29 protein-coding genes are annotated in these 21987 nt (G+C 59.2%); 21 read left to right on the plus strand and 8 right to left on the minus strand.

Features of this window, described 5'->3' with window-relative positions:
• Positions 1-68: 68 nt before the first annotated feature.
• The 16 genes from rplN (at position 69) to rplQ (ending at position 9467) form a co-directional block, all read left to right on the plus strand.
• Positions 69-437 (plus strand): 50S ribosomal protein L14, encoded by a 369-nt coding sequence (rplN, locus tag EV281_RS01805; RefSeq protein WP_003573790.1) that lies wholly within the window; start codon positions 69-71, stop codon positions 435-437.
• Between the two features lie 12 nt (positions 438-449).
• Entirely contained in the window at positions 450-758 is a 309-nt protein-coding gene (gene rplX / locus EV281_RS01810; protein ID WP_132651241.1) for a 50S ribosomal protein L24, read from the plus strand.
• Positions 751-1308, plus strand: coding sequence for a 50S ribosomal protein L5 (rplE, locus tag EV281_RS01815; protein ID WP_132651242.1), 558 nt, complete (start codon positions 751-753; stop codon positions 1306-1308). Before rplX ends, rplE begins: the two co-directional genes overlap by 8 nt.
• 32 nt (positions 1309-1340) lie before the next feature.
• Positions 1341-1646, plus strand: a complete 306-nt coding sequence (rpsN, locus tag EV281_RS01820; RefSeq protein ID WP_018115514.1) for a 30S ribosomal protein S14 — start codon at positions 1341-1343, stop codon at positions 1644-1646.
• A 12-nt stretch (positions 1647-1658) separates the two neighbouring features.
• Complete coding sequence (gene rpsH, locus EV281_RS01825) at positions 1659-2057, plus strand: 30S ribosomal protein S8 (protein ID WP_112572299.1); 399 nt, start codon at positions 1659-1661, stop codon at positions 2055-2057.
• 41 nt (positions 2058-2098) lie between these two features.
• Entirely contained in the window at positions 2099-2632 is a 534-nt protein-coding gene (rplF, locus tag EV281_RS01830; protein ID WP_132651243.1) for a 50S ribosomal protein L6, read from the plus strand.
• A 12-nt stretch (positions 2633-2644) separates the two neighbouring features.
• Positions 2645-3007 (plus strand): 50S ribosomal protein L18, encoded by a 363-nt coding sequence (gene rplR / locus EV281_RS01835; protein ID WP_132651244.1) that lies wholly within the window; start codon positions 2645-2647, stop codon positions 3005-3007.
• 131 nt (positions 3008-3138) lie between these two features.
• Positions 3139-3708 (plus strand): 30S ribosomal protein S5, encoded by a 570-nt coding sequence (gene rpsE, locus EV281_RS01840; RefSeq protein ID WP_112572295.1) that lies wholly within the window; start codon positions 3139-3141, stop codon positions 3706-3708.
• A gap of 13 nt (positions 3709-3721) precedes the next feature.
• Positions 3722-3931 carry a 50S ribosomal protein L30 gene (rpmD, locus tag EV281_RS01845; protein WP_007812887.1) on the plus strand — a complete coding sequence of 70 codons (210 nt, stop codon included), beginning with the start codon at positions 3722-3724 and terminating at the stop codon, positions 3929-3931.
• 16 nt (positions 3932-3947) lie between these two features.
• Positions 3948-4421 carry a 50S ribosomal protein L15 gene (rplO, locus tag EV281_RS01850; RefSeq protein WP_132651245.1) on the plus strand — a complete coding sequence of 158 codons (474 nt, stop codon included), beginning with the start codon at positions 3948-3950 and terminating at the stop codon, positions 4419-4421.
• 235 nt (positions 4422-4656) lie between these two features.
• On the plus strand, positions 4657-5997 hold the full coding sequence (gene secY / locus EV281_RS01855; protein ID WP_132651246.1) for a preprotein translocase subunit SecY: 1341 nt from the start codon (positions 4657-4659) through the stop codon (positions 5995-5997).
• Positions 5994-6644: an adenylate kinase gene (locus EV281_RS01860; RefSeq protein ID WP_132651247.1), complete on the plus strand. Its 651-nt coding sequence runs from the start codon at positions 5994-5996 to the stop codon at positions 6642-6644. Before secY ends, EV281_RS01860 begins: the two co-directional genes overlap by 4 nt.
• A 220-nt stretch (positions 6645-6864) precedes the next feature.
• Positions 6865-7233, plus strand: coding sequence for a 30S ribosomal protein S13 (gene rpsM / locus EV281_RS01865; RefSeq protein WP_066875641.1), 369 nt, complete (start codon positions 6865-6867; stop codon positions 7231-7233).
• 133 nt (positions 7234-7366) lie between these two features.
• Positions 7367-7756: a 30S ribosomal protein S11 gene (gene rpsK / locus EV281_RS01870; RefSeq protein WP_003547577.1), complete on the plus strand. Its 390-nt coding sequence runs from the start codon at positions 7367-7369 to the stop codon at positions 7754-7756.
• A gap of 97 nt (positions 7757-7853) precedes the next feature.
• Entirely contained in the window at positions 7854-8864 is a 1011-nt protein-coding gene (locus tag EV281_RS01875; RefSeq protein WP_018115507.1) for a DNA-directed RNA polymerase subunit alpha, read from the plus strand.
• A 180-nt stretch (positions 8865-9044) separates the two neighbouring features.
• Entirely contained in the window at positions 9045-9467 is a 423-nt protein-coding gene (gene rplQ / locus EV281_RS01880; RefSeq protein ID WP_112572283.1) for a 50S ribosomal protein L17, read from the plus strand.
• A 239-nt stretch (positions 9468-9706) separates the two neighbouring features.
• Here rplQ and EV281_RS01885 read toward each other — a convergent pair whose 3' ends face one another.
• On the minus strand, positions 9707-10054 hold the full coding sequence (locus EV281_RS01885) for a YciI family protein (protein ID WP_132651248.1): 348 nt from the start codon (positions 10052-10054) through the stop codon (positions 9707-9709).
• A 778-nt stretch (positions 10055-10832) separates the two neighbouring features.
• Entirely contained in the window at positions 10833-11702 is an 870-nt protein-coding gene (locus EV281_RS01890; protein ID WP_132651249.1) for a DUF817 domain-containing protein, read from the minus strand.
• 136 nt (positions 11703-11838) lie between these two features.
• Between EV281_RS01890 and EV281_RS01895 the strand changes: the two genes are divergently transcribed.
• Complete coding sequence (locus tag EV281_RS01895; RefSeq protein ID WP_184327090.1) at positions 11839-12246, plus strand: DUF2809 domain-containing protein; 408 nt, start codon at positions 11839-11841, stop codon at positions 12244-12246.
• Here EV281_RS01895 and msrQ read toward each other — a convergent pair.
• Positions 12232-12894 carry a protein-methionine-sulfoxide reductase heme-binding subunit MsrQ gene (gene msrQ / locus EV281_RS01900; RefSeq protein ID WP_132651251.1) on the minus strand — a complete coding sequence of 221 codons (663 nt, stop codon included), beginning with the start codon at positions 12892-12894 and terminating at the stop codon, positions 12232-12234. The two genes, EV281_RS01895 and msrQ, sit on opposite strands and share 15 nt — an antisense overlap.
• On the minus strand, positions 12894-13841 hold the full coding sequence (gene msrP / locus EV281_RS01905) for a protein-methionine-sulfoxide reductase catalytic subunit MsrP (protein ID WP_132651252.1): 948 nt from the start codon (positions 13839-13841) through the stop codon (positions 12894-12896). Before msrP ends, msrQ begins: the two co-directional genes overlap by 1 nt.
• 323 nt (positions 13842-14164) lie before the next feature.
• Here msrP and ilvD point away from each other — a divergent pair, with 323 nt between their 5' ends.
• Positions 14165-16003 (plus strand): dihydroxy-acid dehydratase, encoded by a 1839-nt coding sequence (gene ilvD, locus EV281_RS01910; protein WP_132651253.1) that lies wholly within the window; start codon positions 14165-14167, stop codon positions 16001-16003.
• 56 nt (positions 16004-16059) lie between these two features.
• On the opposite strand, the gene EV281_RS01915 is transcribed toward ilvD, so the two are convergent.
• A complete protein-coding gene (locus EV281_RS01915; RefSeq protein ID WP_132651254.1) occupies positions 16060-16464 on the minus strand; it encodes a GFA family protein in 405 nt (134 codons plus the stop codon).
• Positions 16465-16539: 75 nt separating this feature from the next.
• Between EV281_RS01915 and EV281_RS01920 the strand changes: the two genes are divergently transcribed.
• Complete coding sequence (locus EV281_RS01920; protein WP_132651255.1) at positions 16540-16992, plus strand: MarR family winged helix-turn-helix transcriptional regulator; 453 nt, start codon at positions 16540-16542, stop codon at positions 16990-16992.
• A 12-nt stretch (positions 16993-17004) separates the two neighbouring features.
• Here the strand turns inward: EV281_RS01920 and EV281_RS01925 are convergent, their stop codons facing one another.
• A complete protein-coding gene (locus tag EV281_RS01925) occupies positions 17005-17319 on the minus strand; it encodes a hypothetical protein (RefSeq protein WP_245508226.1) in 315 nt (104 codons plus the stop codon).
• 313 nt (positions 17320-17632) lie between these two features.
• Between EV281_RS01925 and EV281_RS01930 the strand changes: the two genes are divergently transcribed.
• Together EV281_RS01930 and EV281_RS01935 are read left to right on the plus strand one after the other, a co-directional pair.
• Complete coding sequence (locus EV281_RS01930) at positions 17633-19033, plus strand: DegQ family serine endoprotease (RefSeq protein WP_132651257.1); 1401 nt, start codon at positions 17633-17635, stop codon at positions 19031-19033.
• Positions 19030-20346 (plus strand): replication-associated recombination protein A, encoded by a 1317-nt coding sequence (locus tag EV281_RS01935; protein ID WP_132651258.1) that lies wholly within the window; start codon positions 19030-19032, stop codon positions 20344-20346. The genes EV281_RS01930 and EV281_RS01935 overlap by 4 nt, the downstream gene beginning before the upstream one ends.
• A gap of 17 nt (positions 20347-20363) precedes the next feature.
• On the opposite strand, the gene EV281_RS01940 is transcribed toward EV281_RS01935, so the two are convergent.
• Together EV281_RS01940 and EV281_RS01945 are read right to left on the minus strand one after the other, a co-directional pair.
• Positions 20364-20666, minus strand: coding sequence for a DUF1883 domain-containing protein (locus EV281_RS01940; RefSeq protein WP_132651259.1), 303 nt, complete (start codon positions 20664-20666; stop codon positions 20364-20366).
• 290 nt (positions 20667-20956) lie between these two features.
• Complete coding sequence (locus EV281_RS01945) at positions 20957-21961, minus strand: 2-dehydropantoate 2-reductase (protein ID WP_132651260.1); 1005 nt, start codon at positions 21959-21961, stop codon at positions 20957-20959.
• Positions 21962-21987 lie beyond the last annotated feature (26 nt).

Raw genomic sequence — 21987 nt, forward strand, 5'->3', positions numbered from 1 at the left:
CATTTTTCATAAGCCGGAAGAGGGGGCTTTGCCCAACCATTCCGGTAAGAACAAGAAGGCGACCTGATATGATTCAGATGCAAACAAACCTCGACGTGGCGGATAATTCCGGCGCACGTCGTGTCATGTGCATCAAGGTGCTGGGCGGCTCGAAGCGCAAGTATGCCTCGATCGGCGACGTCATCGTCGTTTCGATCAAGGAAGCTATTCCGCGCGGCCGTGTGAAGAAGGGTGACGTGATGAAGGCGGTTGTCGTTCGCACCGCCAAGGACATCCGTCGTCCGGATGGCTCCGTCATCCGCTTCGACACCAACGCAGCAGTCCTCATCGACAACAAGAAAGAGCCGATCGGCACCCGTATCTTCGGACCGGTTCCGCGCGAACTGCGCGCTAAGAACCACATGAAGATCATCTCGCTGGCTCCCGAAGTACTGTAAGGAGCGAGAACGATGCAGAAGATTCGTAAGGGCGACAAGGTCGTCATGCTCGCAGGCAAGGACAAGGGCCGCACTGGCGAAGTGCTCCAGGTTCTGCCGAAGGAAGATCGCGCCGTCGTTCGCGGCGTTAACGTCGTGAAGCGCCACCAGCGCCAGACGCAGACCCAGGAAGCCGGTATCATTTCCAAGGAAGCTCCGGTCCACCTGTCCAACGTCGCAATCGTCGACAAGGACGGCAAGCCGACCCGCGTCGGTTTCAAGGTTGTTGACGGCAAGAAGGTCCGCGTGGCCAAGCGTTCGGGAGATGTGATCGATGGCTGAGGCAAAGTACGAGCCGCGGCTCAAGAAGGAATATGTTGAGCGGATCCGCAAGGCGCTGCAGGAGAAGTACTCCTACACGAACGAGATGATGATCCCGAAGCTCGACAAGATCGTAATCAACATGGGTGTTGGCGAAGCCACGGCTGACTCGAAGAAGCCGAGCGTTGCTGCTGCCGACCTGGCTGCCATCGCTGGCCAGAAGCCGGTCATCACCCGTGCACGCAACTCCATCGCAGGCTTCAAGGTCCGCGAAAACATGCCGATCGGCGCAAAGGTAACCCTGCGCGGCGCCCGCATGTACGAGTTCCTGGATCGCCTGGTCAACATCGCGCTTCCGCGCGTTCGCGACTTCCGCGGCCTGAACCCGAAGAGCTTTGACGGCCGTGGCAACTTCGCCATGGGCATCAAGGAGCACATTGTGTTCCCTGAAATCAACTACGACAAGGTTGATCAGATGTGGGGCATGGACATCATCGTTTGCACGACGGCCAAGACCGACGACGAAGCTCGCACGCTCCTCACGGAGTTCAGCTTCCCGTTCCGTCACTAACCGTAACGACGAGCGTAGAAAAGGAACCTGACATGGCGAAGACAAGCGCAGTTGAAAAGAACAAGCGCCGCCGTAATACGGTCGCAAACCAGGCTGCCAAGCGTGCAGCTCTGAAGGCGATCATCATGAACCAGGCTCTTCCGATCGAAGAGCGGTTCAAGGCCTCGATCAAGCTGGCATCCCTGCCGCGCGACGGATCGAAGACCCGCATTCGCAACCGTTGCGAAGTGTCCGGTCGTCCGCGCGCTTATTACCGTAAACTGCGTATGTCGCGTATCGCGCTGCGCGAACTGGGCAATCTCGGCAAGGTGCCGGGCATCGTCAAGTCGAGCTGGTAAGGAGCAGGTTAGATGACAATGACTGATCCGTTGGGCGATATGCTCACCCGCATCCGCAACGGTGCTTCGCGTCGCAAGTCGTCGGTTTCGACACCTGCTTCCAAGCTCCGTGCGCGTGTTCTCGATGTGCTCCAGGCCGAAGGCTACATCCGTGGCTACTCCGTCGTCGATTTCGGCAACGGCAAGTCCGAGCTCAACATCGAACTCAAGTACTATGAAGGCGCATCGGTGATCCGCGAGATCGGCCGTGTGTCCAAGCCGGGCCGCCGGGTTTATGTCTCGGTCAAGTCCATTCCGCAGGTCGCGAACGGCCTCGGCATCACCATCCTTTCGACCCCGAAGGGCGTGATGGCCGATCACCAGGCTCGCGAACAGAACGTTGGTGGCGAGGTTCTCTGCTCGGTCTTCTAAGACAGGGCAGGGTCTCCATAGCGAACAGACAGGATAGAAACATGTCTCGTATCGGTAAGAAGCCCGTTCAGGTGCCTGCTGGGATCACGGCTACGGTCGATGGCCAGAAGGTTTCCGCTAAGGGCCCGAAGGGCGAGCTGTTTTTCGTCGCGAATGATGAAATCAGCGTCAAGCTCGAAAACAATGCGGTCGTCGTAATGCCGCTTTCCCAGACGAAGGATGCTCGTTCGAAGTGGGGCATGTCCCGCACGATGATCGAAAACATCTTCAAGGGCGTCAAGGACGGCTACGAGCGCAAGCTCGAAATCAACGGCGTTGGTTACCGCGCCGCTATGCAGGGCAAGAACCTGCAACTGGCTCTCGGCTTCAGCCACGACGTGGTCTATGAGCCGCCGCAGGGCATCACGATCGCTGTGCCGAAGCCGACGGAAATCGTCGTCACCGGCATCAATAAGCAGCAGGTCGGTCAAGTTGCCGCCGAAATCCGCGAATACCGCGGTCCGGAACCCTACAAGGGCAAGGGCGTCAAGTATGCCGAAGAGCGGATTGTCCGCAAAGAAGGCAAGAAGAAGTAAGGATCACGCGAAATGGCTAGCAGGAAAGAAGCACTTGCACGTCGCGCCAACCGCGTGCGCCGTCATCTCAAGTCGGTGGCCAATGGCCGTCCGCGCCTGTCGGTTCATCGCTCGTCGAAGAACATCTACGCACAGGTCATCGACGATGTTGCCGGCAAGACGCTTGCCGCGGCATCGACCCTCGACAAGGATCTGCGCGGTTCTCTGAAGACCGGTGCCGACACCGCAGCAGCTGCCCTCGTCGGCAAGCTGGTTGCAGAGCGCGCCTCCAAGGCAGGCGTCACCGAGGTCGTATTTGACCGTGGCGCCTTCATCTATCACGGCCGTATCAAGGCCCTGGCAGAAGCAGCCCGCGAAGGCGGTCTGACCTTCTAATCAGTTTCCGGCCGAGACTTTCAAAAAGCCTCGGCCGGATTTCACGGACCGCAGATCGTTCCCTCTGGGAAGCCGATGCGGTCCTCGTTTTGTTTGCCGATTGCACCCGGAAAAGAAAAAGGAAGAGGACAATGGCACAGGAAAGAAGGCCGCAGCGGGAAGACCGCCAGAGCCGTGAAGAGCGCGATAGCGAATTCGTCGACAAGCTGGTCGCGATCAACCGCGTCGCAAAGGTCGTCAAGGGTGGCCGTCGCTTCGGTTTCGCCGCTCTCGTCGTCGTTGGCGACCAGAAGGGCCGCGTAGGCTTCGGTCATGGCAAGGCGCGCGAAGTGCCGGAAGCTATCCGCAAGGCTACGGAAAGCGCAAAGCGCGACATGATCTTCGTACCGCTGCGTGACGGCCGTACGCTGCATCACGACGTTCATGGCCGTCATGGCGCGGGCAAGGTTCTGCTGCGCTCGGCCAAGGTCGGTACCGGTATCATCGCCGGTGGTCCGATGCGCGCCGTTTTCGAAACGCTCGGCGTCCACGACGTCGTCGCCAAGTCGACCGGTTCGTCGAACCCCTACAACATGGTTCGCGCCACCTTCGACGCTCTGAAGCACCAGGTTCACCCGAAGGACATCGCAGCACAGCGCGGCATCAAGTATGCTACGCTCCAGGCTCGCCGTGCCGCTTCTGGCAACGCCTCTGAAGAATAAGAGGAGCTGACCAATGGCCAAGGCTACCAAGAAGGCTGAAGCGAAGACTGTCACGATCGAACAGATCGGCAGCCCGATTCGCCGTCCGGACGTCCAGCAGCGCACGCTGATCGGTCTCGGACTGAACAAGATGCACCGTCGTCGCACGCTGGAAGATACTCCGGCTGTTCGCGGGATGATCCGTGCAGTCCAGCATCTCGTTCGCGTTGTCGACGAGAAGTGAGACCGGAGTAACGCTCATGAAACTCAATGAAATCAAGGATAACGAAGGCTCTACCCACAGCCGCAAGCGCCTCGGCCGCGGTATCGGCTCGGGCTCCGGCAAGACCGGCGGTCGCGGTGTAAAGGGTCAGAAGTCCCGTTCGGGTGTCGCCATCAACGGCTTCGAAGGCGGTCAGATGCCCATCTACCGTCGCCTGCCGAAGCGCGGCTTCAACAACATCTTCGCAGCCGACTACGTTGTCGTATCGCTGGCACGCATCCAGGCTGCCGTCGATGCCGGAAAGCTCGACGCGAAGGCGACCGTTGATGCAGCTGCTCTGAAGGCCGCCGGCGTCATCCGCCGCGCCAAGGACGGCGTTCGCGTTCTCGCCGATGGCGATCTCAAGGCCAAGATCACGCTCGAAGTTGCAGGCGCTTCCAAGTCTGCCGTCGAGAAGATCGAAAAGGCTGGCGGCAAGGTAACGCTTCTTTCTGCCGCAGCGGCAGAATAATAAACTGATGATATATCGCCCGGGGTGCTTCACACCGGGCGATTTTGCTCCCATATGTGAGCCTCACAAAAACCTTCTTGAACGCATCCGCGTCGGGGCGGTAAGACTGGAAACGAGGGTGAGGCATCGGGTTGCGCCAGCGATCCATCCGAAGCCCGGTTTTTAAAAGAAATTCATACTGATTCTGGTGCCGGCCGACTCGAGAGCGCCCGGAATTGGTAGCGCGGAGAAACGCATGGCTTCTGCAGCGGAACAACTGGCTTCAAACCTCAATTTTTCTACCTTCGCCAAAGCCGAGGATCTTAAGAAGCGCCTGTGGTTCACACTGGCAGCTCTCCTCGTCTACCGGCTGGGCACCCATATCCCGCTTCCAGGCCTCAATCCGCAGGCCTATGCCCAGGCATTTCAGGGGCAGGCCGGCGGCATTCTCGGCCTCTTCAACATGTTCTCGGGCGGCGCCGTGCAGCGCATGGCGATCTTCGCGCTCGGCATCATGCCCTACATCTCCGCCTCGATCATCGTGCAGCTCATGACCTCGGTCGTGCCGGCGCTCGAAAACCTGAAGAAGGAAGGCGAGCAGGGGCGCAAGATCATCAACCAGTATACCCGCTACGGCACGGTAATCCTCGGCGCGCTGCAGGCCTACGGCATTGCCGTCGGTCTCGAGAGTGGCAATGGCCTTGTTGTCGATCCGGGCTGGTTCTTCCGCATTTCGACCGTTTTGACGCTGCTCGGCGGCACCATGTTCCTGATGTGGCTTGGTGAGCAGATCACCTCGCGCGGCATCGGCAACGGCATCTCGCTGATCATCTTCGCCGGCATCGCGGCAGGTCTGCCGACCGCTCTTGCCGGTACGCTGGAACTCGGCCGCACCGGTGCACTGTCGACGACGCTTATCCTGGCCGTCATCGTCGTTGCGATCGCCGTCATCGGCGTCATCGTCTTCGTCGAACGTGCGCAGCGCCGTCTGCTGATCCAGTATCCAAAGCGTCAGGTCGGCAACCGCATGTTCCAGGGCGACACGTCGCACCTGCCGCTGAAGCTGAACACTTCGGGCGTTATTCCGGCGATCTTCGCATCCTCGCTGCTGCTACTGCCGGCGACGGTTGCAGGCTTTGCCAGCACGACGGCGATGCCTGCCTGGGCAACATCGATTGTTGCTGCCCTCGGCCACGGTCAGCCGCTCTACATGGTGCTCTATGCGTGCCTCATCGCCTTCTTCGCCTTCTTCTATACGGCTATCGTCTTCAATCCGAAGGACACGGCCGATAACCTGAAGAAGCATGGCGGCTTCATCCCCGGCATCCGCCCGGGCGATCGTACCGCCGAATATATCGACTACGTGCTGACCCGTATCACGGTGCTCGGCGCAATCTATCTCGTCTTCGTCTGCATCCTTCCCGAGATTCTGGTGTCGCAAACCGGCATTCCATTATCCCTTGGTGGGACTTCGCTTTTGATCGTGGTTAGCGTAACTCTTGATACGGTGGCGCAGATCCAGGGCCATCTGATCGCACAGCAGTACGAAGGCCTGATCAAGAAATCGAAGTTGCGAGGAGGAAAGAGGGGGCGATGAGACTTATACTTTTGGGGCCGCCGGGCGCGGGTAAGGGGACCCAGGCTCAGCGGATCGTGGAAAAGTACGGTATTCCGCAGCTTTCCACGGGTGATATGCTGCGCGCCGCCGTCCAGGCCGGTACTGAAGTCGGCAAGCGCGCCAAGGCTGTCATGGACGCCGGAAATCTGGTCTCTGACGAGATTGTCAACGCCATCGTCTCCGAGCGAATCGATCAACCCGATTGCGCCAACGGTTTTATCCTCGATGGCTTCCCGCGCACGCTGGTGCAGGCGGATGCCACCGAGGCGATGCTGAAAGCCAAAGGTATCGATCTCTCGGTTGTCATTGAATTCCGTGTTGACGACAAGGAACTGGTCCGCCGCGTGGCAGGCCGTTACTCCTGCGCCCAGTGCGGCACCGTCTACCACGACACGGACAAGATCCCGGTCAAGGAAGGCGTTTGCGACAAGTGCGGTTCGACCCACTTCAAGCGTCGGCCCGATGACAATGCCGAGACCATGACCAAGCGTCTCGAGGTCTACTACAAGGAAACCTCGCCGCTGATCGGCTACTACTACGCCAAGGGCAAGCTCAAGTCCGTCGATGGTATGGCCGAGATCGATCAGGTTACGACCGAGATCGAAGGCATTCTTTCCAAGCTTTAAAGGCTTAGAAAATAAACTTGGCGGGGCCGGTTGCTTTTTTGCACTGATTCCGCTAAACCGCGCCAACTCGCGACATTCCCTGCGATCGGCGCGGATTTCCCGAAGGAAATCCGGGTTCGATCGTTTTGTGATGTTGAGAACCCGAATTTGAACGAGCGGCCCTAGGCTGCATAACGAAGCCCTATTGCCGGATGGCAACTGGAATGCAAGGAGAACAGGCGTGGCACGTATCGCTGGCGTCAACATCCCGACTGCAAAGCGCGTCGTCATCGCGCTGACCTACATTCACGGGATCGGTCCGAAATTCGCGCAGGAGATCATTGAAAAGGTCGGTATTCCGGCTGATCGCCGCGTTCATCAGCTGACGGATGCTGAAGTCCTTCAGATCCGCGAAACCATCGACCGTGACTATCAGGTCGAGGGCGATCTTCGTCGCGAAACCGCGATGAACATCAAGCGTCTGATGGACCTCGGCTGCTATCGCGGCCTGCGTCACCGTCGTGGCCTTCCGGTCCGCGGTCAGCGCACGCACACCAATGCCCGTACCCGCAAGGGTCCGGCAAAGGCGATCGCTGGTAAGAAGAAGTAATTTCCGGGAAACCGGAGAGGGGAGGCTGGCGGTCTGCGCCGGCCTCTTTTGAGTTTGGAGCGGCGCCATACAGGGGCCGTTCCGGTGTAGCCGCTGGGATTACGGCGGTGAAGAGATCCAAGAAAGGAATACTATGGCTAAGGAAGCCGTCCGCGTTCGCCGTCGCGAGCGTAAGAATATCTCGTCGGGTGTCGCTCACGTCAACTCGACCTTCAACAACACGATGATCACCATCACTGACGCGCAGGGCAATGCGATTGCCTGGTCGTCTGCTGGCGCCAAGGGCTTCAAGGGCTCGCGCAAGTCGACCCCGTTCGCTGCCCAGATCGCTGCCGAAGACTGCGCCAAGAAGGCTCAGGAACATGGCATGAAGTCGCTGGAAGTCGAAGTTTGCGGCCCGGGTTCCGGTCGTGAATCGGCTCTGCGCGCGCTCCAGGCTGCCGGTTTCATGATTACGTCCATCCGCGACGTGACCCCGATTCCGCACAATGGCTGCCGTCCGCGCAAGAAGCGCCGCGTCTGATCATCGCTATCGTCACCGGTGAGCGCCACAGCGCTCCCGGTGGTTTTCAAGCTCGGTTGCCACGATTGGATGGTGGCAACGAACGGAAGGCAAAATCATGATTCAGAAGAACTGGCAGGAATTGATCAAGCCGAACAAGGTGGAGTTCTCTTCGAGCTCGCGCACCAAGGCGACTCTCGTTGCAGAGCCGCTCGAGCGCGGTTTCGGCCTCACCCTCGGCAACGCGCTGCGTCGCGTTCTGCTCTCCTCTTTGCGCGGTGCCGCTGTTACGGCCGTGCAGATCGACGGCGTGCTGCATGAATTCTCCTCGATCCCGGGCGTCCGCGAAGACGTTACGGACATCGTGCTCAACATCAAGGAAATCGCCATCAAGATGGATGGCGACGATGCAAAGCGCATGGTCGTGCGCAAGCAAGGTCCAGGCGTTGTAACAGCTGGCGACATTCAGACGGTCGGCGATATCGAAATCCTCAACCCCGAGCATGTCATCTGCACGCTCGACGAGGGTGCAGAAATCCGCATGGAGTTCACCGTCAATAACGGCAAGGGCTATGTCCCGGCCGAGCGCAATCGTGCGGAAGATGCTCCGATCGGCCTCATCCCGGTCGATAGCCTCTATTCGCCGGTCAAGAAGGTGTCCTACAAGGTTGAAAACACCCGCGAAGGACAGGTTCTCGACTACGACAAGCTGACCATGACCATCGAAACCGATGGCTCTGTTTCCGGCGAAGATGCCGTCGCTTTCGCGGCTCGCATCCTGCAGGACCAGCTTGGCGTCTTCGTCAACTTCGACGAACCGCAGAAGGAAGCCGAAGAAGAAGCAGTCACCGAACTGGCCTTCAACCCGGCGCTCCTCAAGAAGGTGGACGAGCTCGAACTGTCTGTTCGTTCGGCAAACTGCCTGAAGAACGACAATATCGTCTACATCGGCGACCTTATTCAGAAGACCGAAGCAGAAATGCTCCGCACCCCGAACTTTGGTCGCAAGTCGCTGAACGAAATCAAGGAAGTTCTCGCTTCCATGGGCCTGCACCTCGGCATGGAAGTGCCGGCATGGCCGCCCGAGAACATTGAAGATCTCGCAAAGCGTTACGAAGACCAGTACTGAGCGGCGTGAGGAAAAGTGTGAAGCGGTTTCCCGCCCGCACGCCGATCGCAAGAACATAACAAAAAGGCAGGCTCTTTACGGCTGCCTTTCCCCGTCAAACAGCAGGCCTATCGCCTGCATGTGCCAGGAAACGGCAGGCCCGGTAACGAAGTAAGGGCACTGCATTAAAGGAGAATAGCAATGCGCCACGCAAAGGCCGGCCGCAAGCTGAATAGAACCGCAAGCCATCGCAAGGCAATGTTTGCCAACATGGCTGCTTCGCTCATTACCCATGAGCAGATCGTAACGACACTGCCGAAGGCGAAGGAAATCCGCCCGATCGTCGAGAAGCTCGTCACCCTCGGCAAGCGCGGCGACCTGCACGCTCGTCGTCAGGCGATCTCGCAGATCAAGGACGCTGCTGTCGTTTCGAAGCTCTTCGACACGATCGCTTCGCGCTACGCAACCCGCAATGGCGGTTACCTGCGTATCATGAAGGCCGGCTTCCGCCAGGGCGACAACGCTGCTCTTGCCGTCATCGAATTCGTTGATCGCGACACCTACGCGAAGGGCGCAGCCGACAAGGCCCGCGTCGCTGCTGAAGAGCAGTCTGTCGCCGCCTGATATTTTCCGTCTTCGGAAAGCAGAAAAGCCGGGCCCTGAGCCCGGCTTTTTCGTAGGCAATAGAATACTGGCAGACCGTTTTTCGCTCAGGTAGCACAACCGATCGATCGTCGCCGACCTGGCATCAAGGGCGGCTTAATGACATTGCGCATGCCGCAACGATCCCAGCCGCGCCATAGCGGCGTCTCATTTCAGAACTCGAACGACATAGCCTACAGAAGTAGCCGGGCGCTTCGAATCTAAAAACCAGCAGTCTCTCGCACCTCGATCGCCCCCATCCGAGCGAGTGGGTCCCGCTCTGCAATCTCCATTGCCTCCGCAAGGTTCTTCGCTTCAATGAGCAGGAAACCACCCAGATGCTCCTTGGTCTCTGCGAAGGGCCCGTCACTCCAACTGACCTTGCCGGCGCGAACGCGCAGTGTCTTTGCAGACTTTGGGTCGGCAAGCGCGTTGGAGGCGAGATAGTGGCCTGACCGTTTGAGGTCTTCATTGGAAGCCAGGGACGCCCGGTCGATCTCGGCCCATTCCTCCTTGCTGGCGGCATCAGCAAGAGTTTGATCGATATAGAAGAGGCAGAGGTAGCGCATTGGTTTCTCCATGGTGCTGTCGATGTTAGTCGCTTTGGGAGGCCACGCTTCGACAAAGGGCAAAAAAGAATCCTGCCACGGACTCACTTGGGCTCCGGCTCGCGTCTCCGGGGCTTTTGGCCCCAGCCCTCTGATCGTCTGGACAGAGAGCAAACCATTCTGCGGTTTTCCCGGTCGAGATTTCCGGGGACACCAAGCCGACGTCAAGGAGCAGACGAGCGTCAAACCGCGAAAGTTTGCTCAAGCTTCGGCGGTACCTTCGCTGATGCTTCAGCAGTATCCAAACGGCTTGCATGGTGCGCACGACACTGATGTGCTGCGACTGTAATTGGACTTGTTCGGAGTGCTCAACGGAAACCATAGTTGTCTCTCTTTCTTCGACTGGCTCACCCTTAGTCGAAGGCGACTGGCCGAAATCGACACGCCGCTTTCAGGAGCTTGATCCGCGCAGGCGACAAGACGGGTGCGCGGACCATAGGGCATCGTTTGATGCGTGACACGATCTTGAGGGAATAGAGTCGGCCGATCTGCAGGGCTTTGCTAAGGTGCTTCCCACAACGGCATTGCGTCCCCGACCAACGGTGCCCTTCAATGCCTTGCTGAAGATTTCAGACCGCGCCACTACGCCACCTGCGCACTCGACGACTGTCACCTCGCTGGAGGAGGTGTCCTGACCGTCGACTGTGGGCGAGCAGCGGCGACCTGCATATAGACGGGCTCTGCCCGGATTCGGCGGTTGCATCTACAGAGGCGCTGGCTCGTTGCCCATTTTTTGAGTTCATTCCGGCACGTGAATCTTGCTTTTGATGTGCTTAAGGTTTGCGACGATCGTAAACGTCATGATGACCAGCAGGCACCATGAACTCCATTTGCCGATATGGACGCTTGACCACGCGCCGATCTGGTTTGGATAGCGCCACACGCCGAAGAATGTGCTGATGTTTTCCGCAAGCCAGATGAAGAAGCCAATCAGGACGAAGGCGAGAAGCAGCGGCATCTTCCGATCCTGATCATACGGCCTGAAGACGACGGTGGTGCGCGCATAGAGACCAAGCGTGCATGCGGCGATGTACCAACGGTAGTCGCCGATATAGTGGTGGGTGAAGAAGTTGGCGTAGATCGCCAGTGCCATGAGCCCGGCCATCCAGTAGGATGGATGATGTCTCACGCGCAGATCGAAAAGGCGCCAGGCCTGAATGACATAGCTGCCGACGGCCGCATACATGAATCCGGAAAAGAGCGGGACGCCAAACAGCTTCGTATAGGCGAAATCCGGATAGCTCCACGACTGGATGCCGCTCGATGTCTTGAAGACCTCAAGCGCGAAACCAACCAGATGAAAGACCGAGATCGCCTTCAATTCGTCGATGGTTTCGAGCTTTGCCCAAACCATCCATACCTGGATCGCAAGAGCGATGACCAGCAGCAGATCATAGCGCGGGATACCAACGATACCGGCACGCGGAACCAGGAAGATCGACAGAAAAAAGAGGCCTGCAAAAAGGCAGGCCCGGGCTTCCTTGGCGACAAAATAGAAGAGTTCGACGACAAAGCGTTCGATCCCACTACATTTAAAATCGGCCGGTGGATCGATCAGGTGCTTGTCTAGTAAAGGAAGTAATCCTTGAAGCGTGGCGGCTTTTGGCATGTTCTGCGAGACCCCCAGACCGGTTGAAGCTATCAATCGCGGCTGCGCAAGGATGGCGCAGGCTTGATAACTTGCTGCTTCGCAATTAGCCGTTCAAATCAGTTGAGATTGTGGTGGTCAACCGGCGTTGCGCAGAATGATTCAAGGCTTACAGTTCCAGCGTTTTATGGCGCTGCTGCTCATCATCATTTGCGGCTTGACGCTAAGGCGTTTCGGTTATGCGGTCGATCTGCCGTTCTCCATCGTCAAATATGGGGGCTCACTGCTTTGGGGATCGATGGTTTATTTCCTGGTGGCCTTTGCAGTTGCAACTCTCGCAAGCGTTCGGCCCGCAGCAATTGCCGTCATGGCATTGCTCGTCGCCACAGGCGTTGAGCTGTTCCGGCTCTACCACACGCCTTGGCTCGACGGCTTTCGATTGACAATGACCGGTGCCTTGCTGCTCGGGCGGGTCTTCTCGCCCTGGAATATCGCAGCATATGCGATCGGGATCGCGGCCGCCTGCATGCTTGATCCGATCCGCAAGTCGTCACGAAGCCGATGATGCCACGGCGCGGCTGCCACGCGCCCGTCCTTGGCCATTCTTCCGGCTCCGCCCGATCGGCTTATAAGAACGGTAGAGAATCAGAGCGATGATCAGGCCAACATAGATATACTGCTCGAGATCGAGGATCTTCGTCGACAGGGCGAAGTGTACCGCAGCTGAGGCCGCGATGATGTAGACGAGGCGGTGCAGCCAGATCCAGTTCTTGCCGAGCCTGCGGATCGAATAATTGTTCGAGGTGACGGCAAGCGGAACGAGCATTGCCAACGCACCCATGCCGAACATGATGAACGGACGCTTCACCACGTCGTCGATGACGGCAGAAATATCCAGCGCTTGGTCTAGCACCATATAGACGGTGAAGTGCATCAGCGCGTAGTAAAAGGTCAGAAGACCAAGCGCGCGGCGATAGCGCAGGTAATTCCAGCCCAGAAGATCGCGGGCAGGAGTGATCGCAAGCGTCAGGATCAGGAAGCGGATGGTCCAGATGCCGAGAAAGAGCTCGAACGTTTTGACCGGATCGGCGCCAAGCCGGTCTGTCGCGCCGAGATAGAAATTCCAGGCCGCGGGCACGAGCCCAATCGCGTAGAGCAGCCAGACGGAAGCCGGCTGCCAGCGCTTCGGAATGGCAAGCGAAAACGCCGCCATCAGAAATTCGCCCTCAAATCCATGCCCGAGTAGAGGCTGGCAACTTCGTCGGCATAGCCGTTGAAGGGCAGGGTGGGATGACGGCTGGCACCGAAGAAGCCGCTTTCGCCGATCCGCCGTTCCGTAGCCTGACTCCAGCGCGGATGATCGACGTCAGGATTCACGTTGGCATAAAAGCCATATTCCTGAGCATTCGTCACCTGCCAGGTGTTCTTCGGCTGCTGCTCGACAAGCGAGATGCGGACGATCGACTTGATGCCCTTGAAACCGTATTTCCAGGGAACGACGAGGCGCACCGGCGCTCCGTTCTGGTTTGGCAGCGTTTCGCCGTAGAGGCCGACGGCAAGCAGCGTCAGCGGGTGACGGGCTTCGTCCATGCGCAGCCCCTCGACATAAGGCCAGTCGAGCGACTGGAAGAAGCCGCCCTGACCCGGCATTTCCTCCGGCCGCACAATGGTTTCGAAGGCAACATATTTGGCGCTGCCCTGCGGCTCCACCTTGTCGAGAAGCGCTGACAGAGGAAAGCCGTTCCACGGAATGACCATCGACCAGGCTTCCACGCAGCGCATGCGGTAGACGCGCTCCTCGATCGGGAATTCCTTCATCAGCGCTTCGATATCGAAGGTGCCAGGTTTGTTGACCAGGCCGTCGACCTTGATCGTCCATGGCAGCGGCTTGAACTTGTCGGAAAGCGCTGCGGGGTCGCCCTTGTCGAGGCCGAATTCGTAAAAATTGTTGTAGCTGGTCACGTCCTTGATCGGCGTGAGCTTATCATCGACCGTGTACTTGCTCTTGACGGTCGAAAGCGCGGCCGCGCTCGCCCTGCCGGCGCCGTAAAGCGATATGGCCCCAAGCGTTGCGGCACCGAGAAACTCCCGACGCTTCAGATAGACATTGCGCGGCGTGATATCCGACGAGCGGATCTTGGGTGGACGATAGGCTGCCATAGCGAGTTCCTCTTGGGCGGGGGTGGCCCGTGTGAATCCCTAAACGCAGATTACGCGTTTCGCATTAGTGTGTATGCCTTGAATCCTAGGCGCGAAAAGCCAATTTTTTGTGTTCGGCCGTGATGGAATAGACCGTAACAAATATGCGCTGGCATCCGTATACGACTGATGGCGCACCCGTACCGGTTTTGGCCATCCCGGTAGTGACAGGTTGAAACGATTGGATTAGGACAATTCCAAAAAGCGGCGATCGTCCGGCCTTCGCAAATCCTTTTGCCGCCCCGCATCGCCTGAAAATTCCTGGATATTGAGGGAAGACACCGATGCCAGCTTATCGTTCCAGAACCACGACCCACGGCCGTAACATGGCGGGCGCGCGCGGCCTTTGGCGCGCAACGGGCATGAAGGATTCGGATTTCGGCAAGCCGATCATCGCCGTGGTCAATTCCTTCACTCAGTTCGTGCCCGGCCACGTTCACCTCAAGGATCTCGGCCAGCTCGTCGCCCGCGAAATCGAGGCGGCCGGCGGCGTCGCCAAGGAGTTCAACACGATCGCCGTCGACGACGGTATCGCCATGGGCCATGACGGCATGCTCTATTCGCTGCCTTCGCGCGAACTGATCGCCGACAGCGTTGAATACATGGTCAATGCCCACTGTGCCGACGCCATGGTCTGCATCTCCAATTGCGACAAGATCACCCCCGGCATGTTGATGGCTTCGCTGCGCCTCAACATACCCACCGTCTTCGTCTCCGGCGGTCCGATGGAGGCCGGCAAGGTCGTCCTGCATGGCAAGACCCATGCGCTCGATCTCGTCGACGCCATGGTCGCTGCGGCCGATGACAAGATCTCCGACGACGACGTCAAGGTTATCGAGCGGTCGGCCTGTCCGACCTGCGGTTCGTGCTCCGGCATGTTTACCGCAAATTCCATGAACTGCCTGACCGAGGCCCTTGGCCTGTCGTTGCCCGGCAACGGCTCGACACTTGCCACCCATGCCGACCGCAAGCGCCTCTTCGTCGAAGCCGGCCACCTGATCGTCGATCTCGCTCGTCGTTATTACGAGCAGGAGGACGAGAAGGTCCTGCCGCGCGCAATTGCCTCCAAGCAGGCCTTCGAGAATGCCATGGCGCTCGATATTGCCATGGGCGGCTCCACCAACACGGTTCTGCATATTCTGGCGGCTGCCCATGAGGGCGAGGTGGATTTCACCATGGCCGACATCGATGCCTTGTCGCGCCGCGTTCCCTGCCTTTCCAAGGTCGCGCCGGCCAAGTCCGACGTCCACATGGAAGACGTCCATCGCGCGGGCGGCATCATGTCGATTCTCGGCGAACTGGATAAGGGCGGCCTTCTCAATCGCGACTGCCCGACCGTCCATGCCGAGACGCTGGGCGACGCGATCGACCGCTGGGACATCACCCGCACCAACAGCGAGACGGTCCGCAAATTCTATCGCGCTGCTCCGGGCGGCATCCCGACCCAGATTGCCTTCAGCCAGGAGGCACGCTGGGACGAACTCGATACCGACCGTGTTGGTGGCGTCATCCGCTCGGTCGAACATCCGTTCTCGAAGGATGGCGGCCTTGCCGTTCTCAAGGGCAATCTGGCCCTCGACGGCTGCATCGTGAAGACCGCCGGTGTGGATGAATCGATCCTGAAATTTTCCGGTCCGGCCAAGGTCTTCGAGAGCCAGGATGCGGCCGTCAAGGGCATCCTTGGCAATGAGGTCGTCGCCGGTGATGTTGTCGTCATTCGCTACGAAGGCCCGAAGGGTGGCCCCGGCATGCAGGAAATGCTCTATCCGACGAGCTACCTGAAGTCGAAGGGCCTCGGCAAGGCTTGCGCGCTGATCACCGATGGCCGCTTCTCGGGCGGTACCTCGGGCCTTTCCATCGGCCATGTCTCGCCGGAAGCGGCCAACGGCGGCACGATCGGTCTCGTGCGCCAGGGCGATATGATCGATATCGATATCCCGAACCGCACGATCAGCCTGCGCATCAGCGATACCGAACTTACCGCGCGCCGTGCCGAACAGGATCAGAAGGGCTGGCATCCGGCCGAAGCGCGCAAGCGCAACGTCTCGACAGCGCTCAAGGCCTATGCAGCCTTCGCAACCAGCGCCGACCGCGGCGCCGTTCGTGACCTGAACGCTCGCTGAGTCGAATAGCTGCTCAGATCTAAGACCCGCTGATTAAGTCAGCGGGTCTTTCGTTTTCAGAGATGCCGTGTTTCGGCCGGCACGGTCCACCAGCTGTTGTTCCGGCCGTCGAAATATTGCACCGGCGCTTCCGCAAGCTCGGCGGGATCGAGATCGTCAAGGCATGCGAGATTGATCGATACATAGGCGCCGCCAACCGCCTCGACATAACCATCGCCATAGGCCGCGACGCCGCAATTGGCGCAGAAGCGATGATGGCCGGAGAATGTGCCGAACTGATAGTCGCTGATGCCGGTCTCTTCGCAAAGCAGCCGGAAATCTTCGGGCTTGATATTGGCACCCCAATAGCGGCGCTTCCAGCAGATCGAGCAGTTGCACTTTCCCGTCCCGGCCTGAAGATCGATATCCGCCTCGTAGCGGATCCGGCCGCAATGGCAGCTTCCGTGATAGGTCTTCTTCATGCGCACCTCCTTGCGTATCGTTGCATCATATGACAACATATTGTCATTAACTATGAATGACAATATGTTGTCAATATGTCGAAAGAACGTACGCCTGAGGGCGATGCCTTTGCCGCACTGTCGATCGCAGTGCTCCGCCTTTCTGCCCATCTGCAGGCAGAAGGCGATGCGCTTGCCAAACCCGCTGGGCAGACCAGCGCGCGCTGGCAGGTGCTCGCTGCGGCTGACCACGCCCCCATGTCGGTTGCCGATGCAGCGCGTACCCTCGGCCTTGCGCGCCAAGGCGTGCAACGGATCGCCGATCTTCTTGAAGGCGAGGGGTTGATTGCCTATCGCGCCAACCCGGTCCATCAGCGCGCCAAGCTGATGGAATTGACTGATGCGGGAAAGAGAGTGCTTGCCGATATCTCCGCCCGTCAGGCGGTTTGGGCAAACGCACACGGTGCCGCTTGTGGCGAGGAGCGGCTGCGCCACGCCACCAGCCTCATCAACCAGATAATTGCCAGTTTCCAGGGCAGCAGAGATTAGGACCAAACGTCCTCAGAGCGGACGATTGATGTTCTTGTAGGTCTCGTCCAGCTGCTTCAACCGCTCCTGATAAGCGGCACCAATGCAGGCCGCATCGCCGCCGCACGCCTGCCGCTTCTTCAGCCATGCTGTCTGCTCGTCCTGCAGTGTACCGCGCGAGCCCATGGCCAGCAGGCCGGACAACAACTCGAAGGTCGTCACCATCTTTATATCGGCGTCGTTGAGCGATCGGTTCTCACAGATCACCTTCTCATCCGGCTGCAGCTCCTTTGCATCGCAGTCGAAGCTCGCTGCCAGCGCGCCGTGCGGCGCAAACGCGAGAAGCATCGCACAGACTGCGGCGGATTGAATGATGGTCTTCATGATCTCTCCCACTGCAAGGGCACTTCGTTTCCGCTTTACGGCAAAGATGATGCAGGTCGGTTCTGTGGCAAGGATCAAACCCATTCGCGGCCTTCAAGGCGGTGTCTCTGGTCGGTGACTGCTCGCTGCTTTTAGACTTAAATATCAGTAACCTACTTCACTTTCCTGATTCAGATTCCCATAGCCGTATTGCACGATCTTCCATGCTTCCGCCCTCTTTCCTTTCTAGCGTCGGGCGCTACAACGTTTTTCTAGAGAGCATTTCAAAAGGATTCCCATGCAAGGCCTGTTCAAACACGCCTCCGTTTCCCTTCTGGCATTGACGCTTCTGCTGCCGGCGGCAGCTTTGGCGCAGACAAAGACCGTGCCGGAAAGCCAGATGCAGATGCAGCTTTCCTTCGCGCCGCTGGTCAAACAGACCACGGGCGCCGTCGTGAATGTCTATGCTGAGAAGACCATTCAGCGACAGTCGCCTTTTGCCGGCGATCCCTTCTTCGAGCAGTTCTTCGGCCAGCAGATGCCGAACCGCTCCGAGAAGCAGTCTTCGCTCGGCTCCGGCGTCATCGTCGAGGCGAATGGCACTGTCGTGACCAACAACCACGTCATCGAAGGCGCCGACGATATCAAGGTGGCCCTGTCCGATGGCCGCGAGTTTCCCTGCAAGGTCGTTCTTCGCGACGATCGCGTCGATCTGGCCGTGCTGAAGATCGATAGCAAGGCCGATTTCCCGACGCTGCCGATCGGCAATTCCGATGCGGTGGAGGTCGGTGACCTCGTACTGGCGATCGGCAATCCCTTCGGTGTCGGCCAGACCGTGACGAGCGGCATTGTTTCTGCTCTTGCCCGCAATCAGGTCGTCAAGAACGAGTTCGGCTTCTTCATTCAGACGGATGCCTCGATCAATCCGGGCAATTCCGGCGGCGCGCTGATGAACATGAAGGGCGAGCTGATCGGCATCAACACGGCGATCTTCTCGCGAGGCGGTGGTTCGAACGGTATCGGCTTTGCCATTCCCGCCAACCTCGTGAAGGTCTTCCTCGCCTCGGCCGATTCCGGCGTCAAATCCTTCGAACGACCCTATATCGGCGCAAGCTTTGATCCGGTGACGTCGGAGGTTGCCGACGCACTTGGCCTTGATAAGGCGCGCGGCGCACTGATCGCCAAGGTTACGGCAAATAGCCCGGCAGCCAAGGCAGGCCTCAAGGTGGGCGAAATCGTTACCGCCGTTGACGGCATCGCCGTAGAGCATCCAGATGCGCTCCTCTACCGCCTGACGACGGCCGGCCTCGGTAAGACTGTCAATCTGACGGTCATGGAGAATGGGCGTGCGCAGCAGGTGGCCCTCGCTCTTGTCCGCGCGCCGGAGACCCAGCCTCGCGATCAGCGCACGATCGGTGGACGTACGCCCTTTACCGGCGCGGTCGTGGAAAACCTTTCGCCGCGTGTGGCCGACGAACTGAGGATGCCGCTCGATTCAACGGGTGTCGTCATTTCCGACGTTGCAGCGGATTCTCCCGCTGCCCGGCTCGGTTTCGAGCCGAAGGATATCATCGTTTCTATCAATGGGGCCGAAGTGAAAACCAGCCGTGACCTGCAGGAGATCGCCGATTCCGACCCCGGCCTCTGGCGGGTCGAGATCGAGCGCGATGGTCAGCGTATCAGGCAGTTCTTCCGATGAGTGACGATCTCTTCGCGCCGCGTGTTCCGGAAGAGGTCGCCAGTCGGCGGCCGCTTGCCGATCGCCTGCGGCCGAAGACGCTTGGAGAGGTCACCGGTCAGGAGCATCTGACCGGTGAGGACGGCGTTCTGCGCCGGATGATCGACAGCGGTTCGCTCGGCTCTATGATTTTTTGGGGCCCGCCCGGCACCGGCAAGACGACGGTCGCGCGGCTGCTGTCCGGAGAAGCCGGTCTGGCATTCGAACAGATCTCGGCGATCTTTTCCGGCGTCGCCGATCTGAAGAAAGTCTTCGAAGCAGCTCGCATGCGCCGCATGGATGGCCGCCAGACGCTGCTCTTCGTTGATGAGATTCATCGCTTCAACCGCGCTCAGCAGGATAGTTTCCTACCGGTCATGGAGGACGGCACCGTCATCCTCGTCGGCGCGACAACAGAGAACCCATCCTTCGAACTCAATGCCGCTCTGCTGTCGCGCGCCCGCGTGCTGACATTCAAGTCGCATGACGAGCAGAGCCTTGAGGAACTGCTGAAGCGCGCAGAGGCTGCCGAGAGCAGATCGTTGCCTTTGACCGAGGATGCGCGCGCCAGCCTGATCCGCATGGCCGACGGAGATGGTCGCGCCGTGCTGACGTTGGCCGAGGAAGTCTGGCGCGCTGCCCGCCAAGGCGAGACCTTCGATACCGAGGGCCTGACGCGCATCGTCCAGCGTCGCGCGCCCGTCTATGACAAGGCACAGGACGGTCACTACAATCTGATCTCTGCACTTCACAAATCGGTCCGCGGTTCCGATCCGGATGCCGCGCTCTATTATCTCGCCCGCATGTTCGATGCCGGCGAGGACCCGCTCTACCTTGGCCGACGGCTGGTACGCATGGCGGTGGAGGATATCGGTCTTGCCGATCCGCAGGCGCTGGTAATCTGCAATGCCGCCAAGGATGCCTATGACTATCTCGGTTCGCCGGAAGGTGAATTGGCACTGGCAGAAGCCTGCGTCTATCTCGCGACCGCACCGAAATCGAACGCGGTCTATACTGCCTTCAAGGCTGCGACCATGGCTGCGAAGCAGAATGGTTCGCTCCTGCCGCCGAAGCACATCCTGAACGCGCCGACAAAGCTGATGAAGGGCGAGGGATATGGCGAAGGCTACCGCTACGACCACGACGAGCCGGACGCCTTTTCAGGCCAGGATTATTTTCCGGAGAAAATGGGCCGCCAGACTTTCTACGATCCGCCCGAACGCGGTTTCGAACGCGAGATCCGCAAGCGGCTGGATTGGTGGGCGAAGCTTCGCAAGGAGCGCAATCCGCGCTGAGAGCGGACCGCGTGAATTCAGGCGCGTCTCTGCGCGCTGGGGGCGTTGATCAGCTTGACGGAGGAATCCGCCAACCCATGATGGCCTTCCATGTCGACGACGACATGCCAGTGACCGCTTTCGGGAATGGCGAGCTTGACGGGTGACTTGCGCGCGACACCGCCGATATACTTGAAATCGAGCACTTCGGTGAAGCGCTGGAAATTTGGCGCCGTCATCAGCCGCACATTGTTCACGGCGCTCAGCGACACCTCGATGATCGTTCCAGCGCGCTGTTCCTTAAGATCATAATGGGTGAAGCGGAAGTTTGGTTTCGGCATCGGTCTCGCGGCATATGAAGTCTCTGCAGGTGAGACTCTATCAGCGCGGCAGTTAAGGAAAGGTTGGAAACTCCCGTCGTGTTGCCGTTCCCGTTGTCTCAAAATGGCAGGAACGGCACCGTATTTAGTGGATGTTACCGGCGCTACGCGCAAGAGGTGCAAAATCGAGCACCATGCCTGCGGTCGCGCGGCAGATCTCATCCGGATTGTGGTCGCACTCTTCCGCAGTGAAATGGAGGGCCGCGGCTTCGTTGATGAAGAGACCGCCGAATCGCATAAAGAGGCGGCCATCAACCGCCGCGCTGGTTTTCCTTGTCGAGCTGTGTGACGAGCGCCATGATCACCTCGGAAACGGGTGTCGGCACGTTGGCAATGCGTCCGAGCGCGACAACCATGCCCACGAGCGGCACGATCTCCAAAGCCTTGCCGGCCAGCAGATCCTGCAGCATTGATGTGCGCACCGGGCCGATGTGGCGTGACTGCTGCAGTCTCTCTTCGATCGTGATGCTGAATGTTGCACCAAGGGCACCACCGACGGCGCGCACTTCGTTCATGATCTTGCCGACCATGTCGAACAGCGCGGGATCGGCCATGATATCGGTCATCAAGGCCCGCGTCAGGGCGCTGATCGGGTTGAATGCCGCATTGCCCATCAGCTTGCTCCAGATCTCATCGCGAATCCGCGGCGTGGTGGAGACATTGAGGCCGGCCTTGGCAAAGAGACTGGCAATGGTTTCGAGATCAGCCGACATGTCGCCGGAGGGTTCGCCAAGCACGAAGCGGCCGTTGTTGGAAAGGCGGATTTCACCGGGGTTGACGACCTCCGCGCCCTGCAGCGCCACGCAGCCGATCACCCGTTCCGGCCCAATCAGCCGCCACAGCTTGCCGCCGGGATCGAGTTCGTCGAACTGCAGCTCGGCTTGGCCGCTTTGCGTATCACGGTGGAAATACCACCAGGGTATTCCGTTCAGCACCATGACGACACGGGTGCCGTCCTTCAGCAGCGCCGCCATGCCTTCCGCTGCCGGGCCGAGCTGATGGCCCTTGAGGCCGGTGATGATGAGGTCCTGCGGCGGCAGCGTAGTGGGATCATCGGTTGCTGTAACCCTCACATTGATCGGTTTGTCAGCATCGGCTTCATGCAGAGAAAGCCCGTTCTTGCGGATCGCTTCCAGATGCGCGCCGCGCGCAACGACGGAAACAGTCGCGTCGTCGCCGAGCCGGCTTGCAAGCTTGACGGCAATCGCTCCTCCCAGGGCACCGGCCCCATAGATACAGATAGATGTGCTCGCCATGCCTGCCTCTTCCTGTTCGTGATGAC

This window comes from Rhizobium sp. BK418, assembly GCF_004341105.1.
GTDB lineage: Bacteria > Pseudomonadota > Alphaproteobacteria > Rhizobiales > Rhizobiaceae > Rhizobium.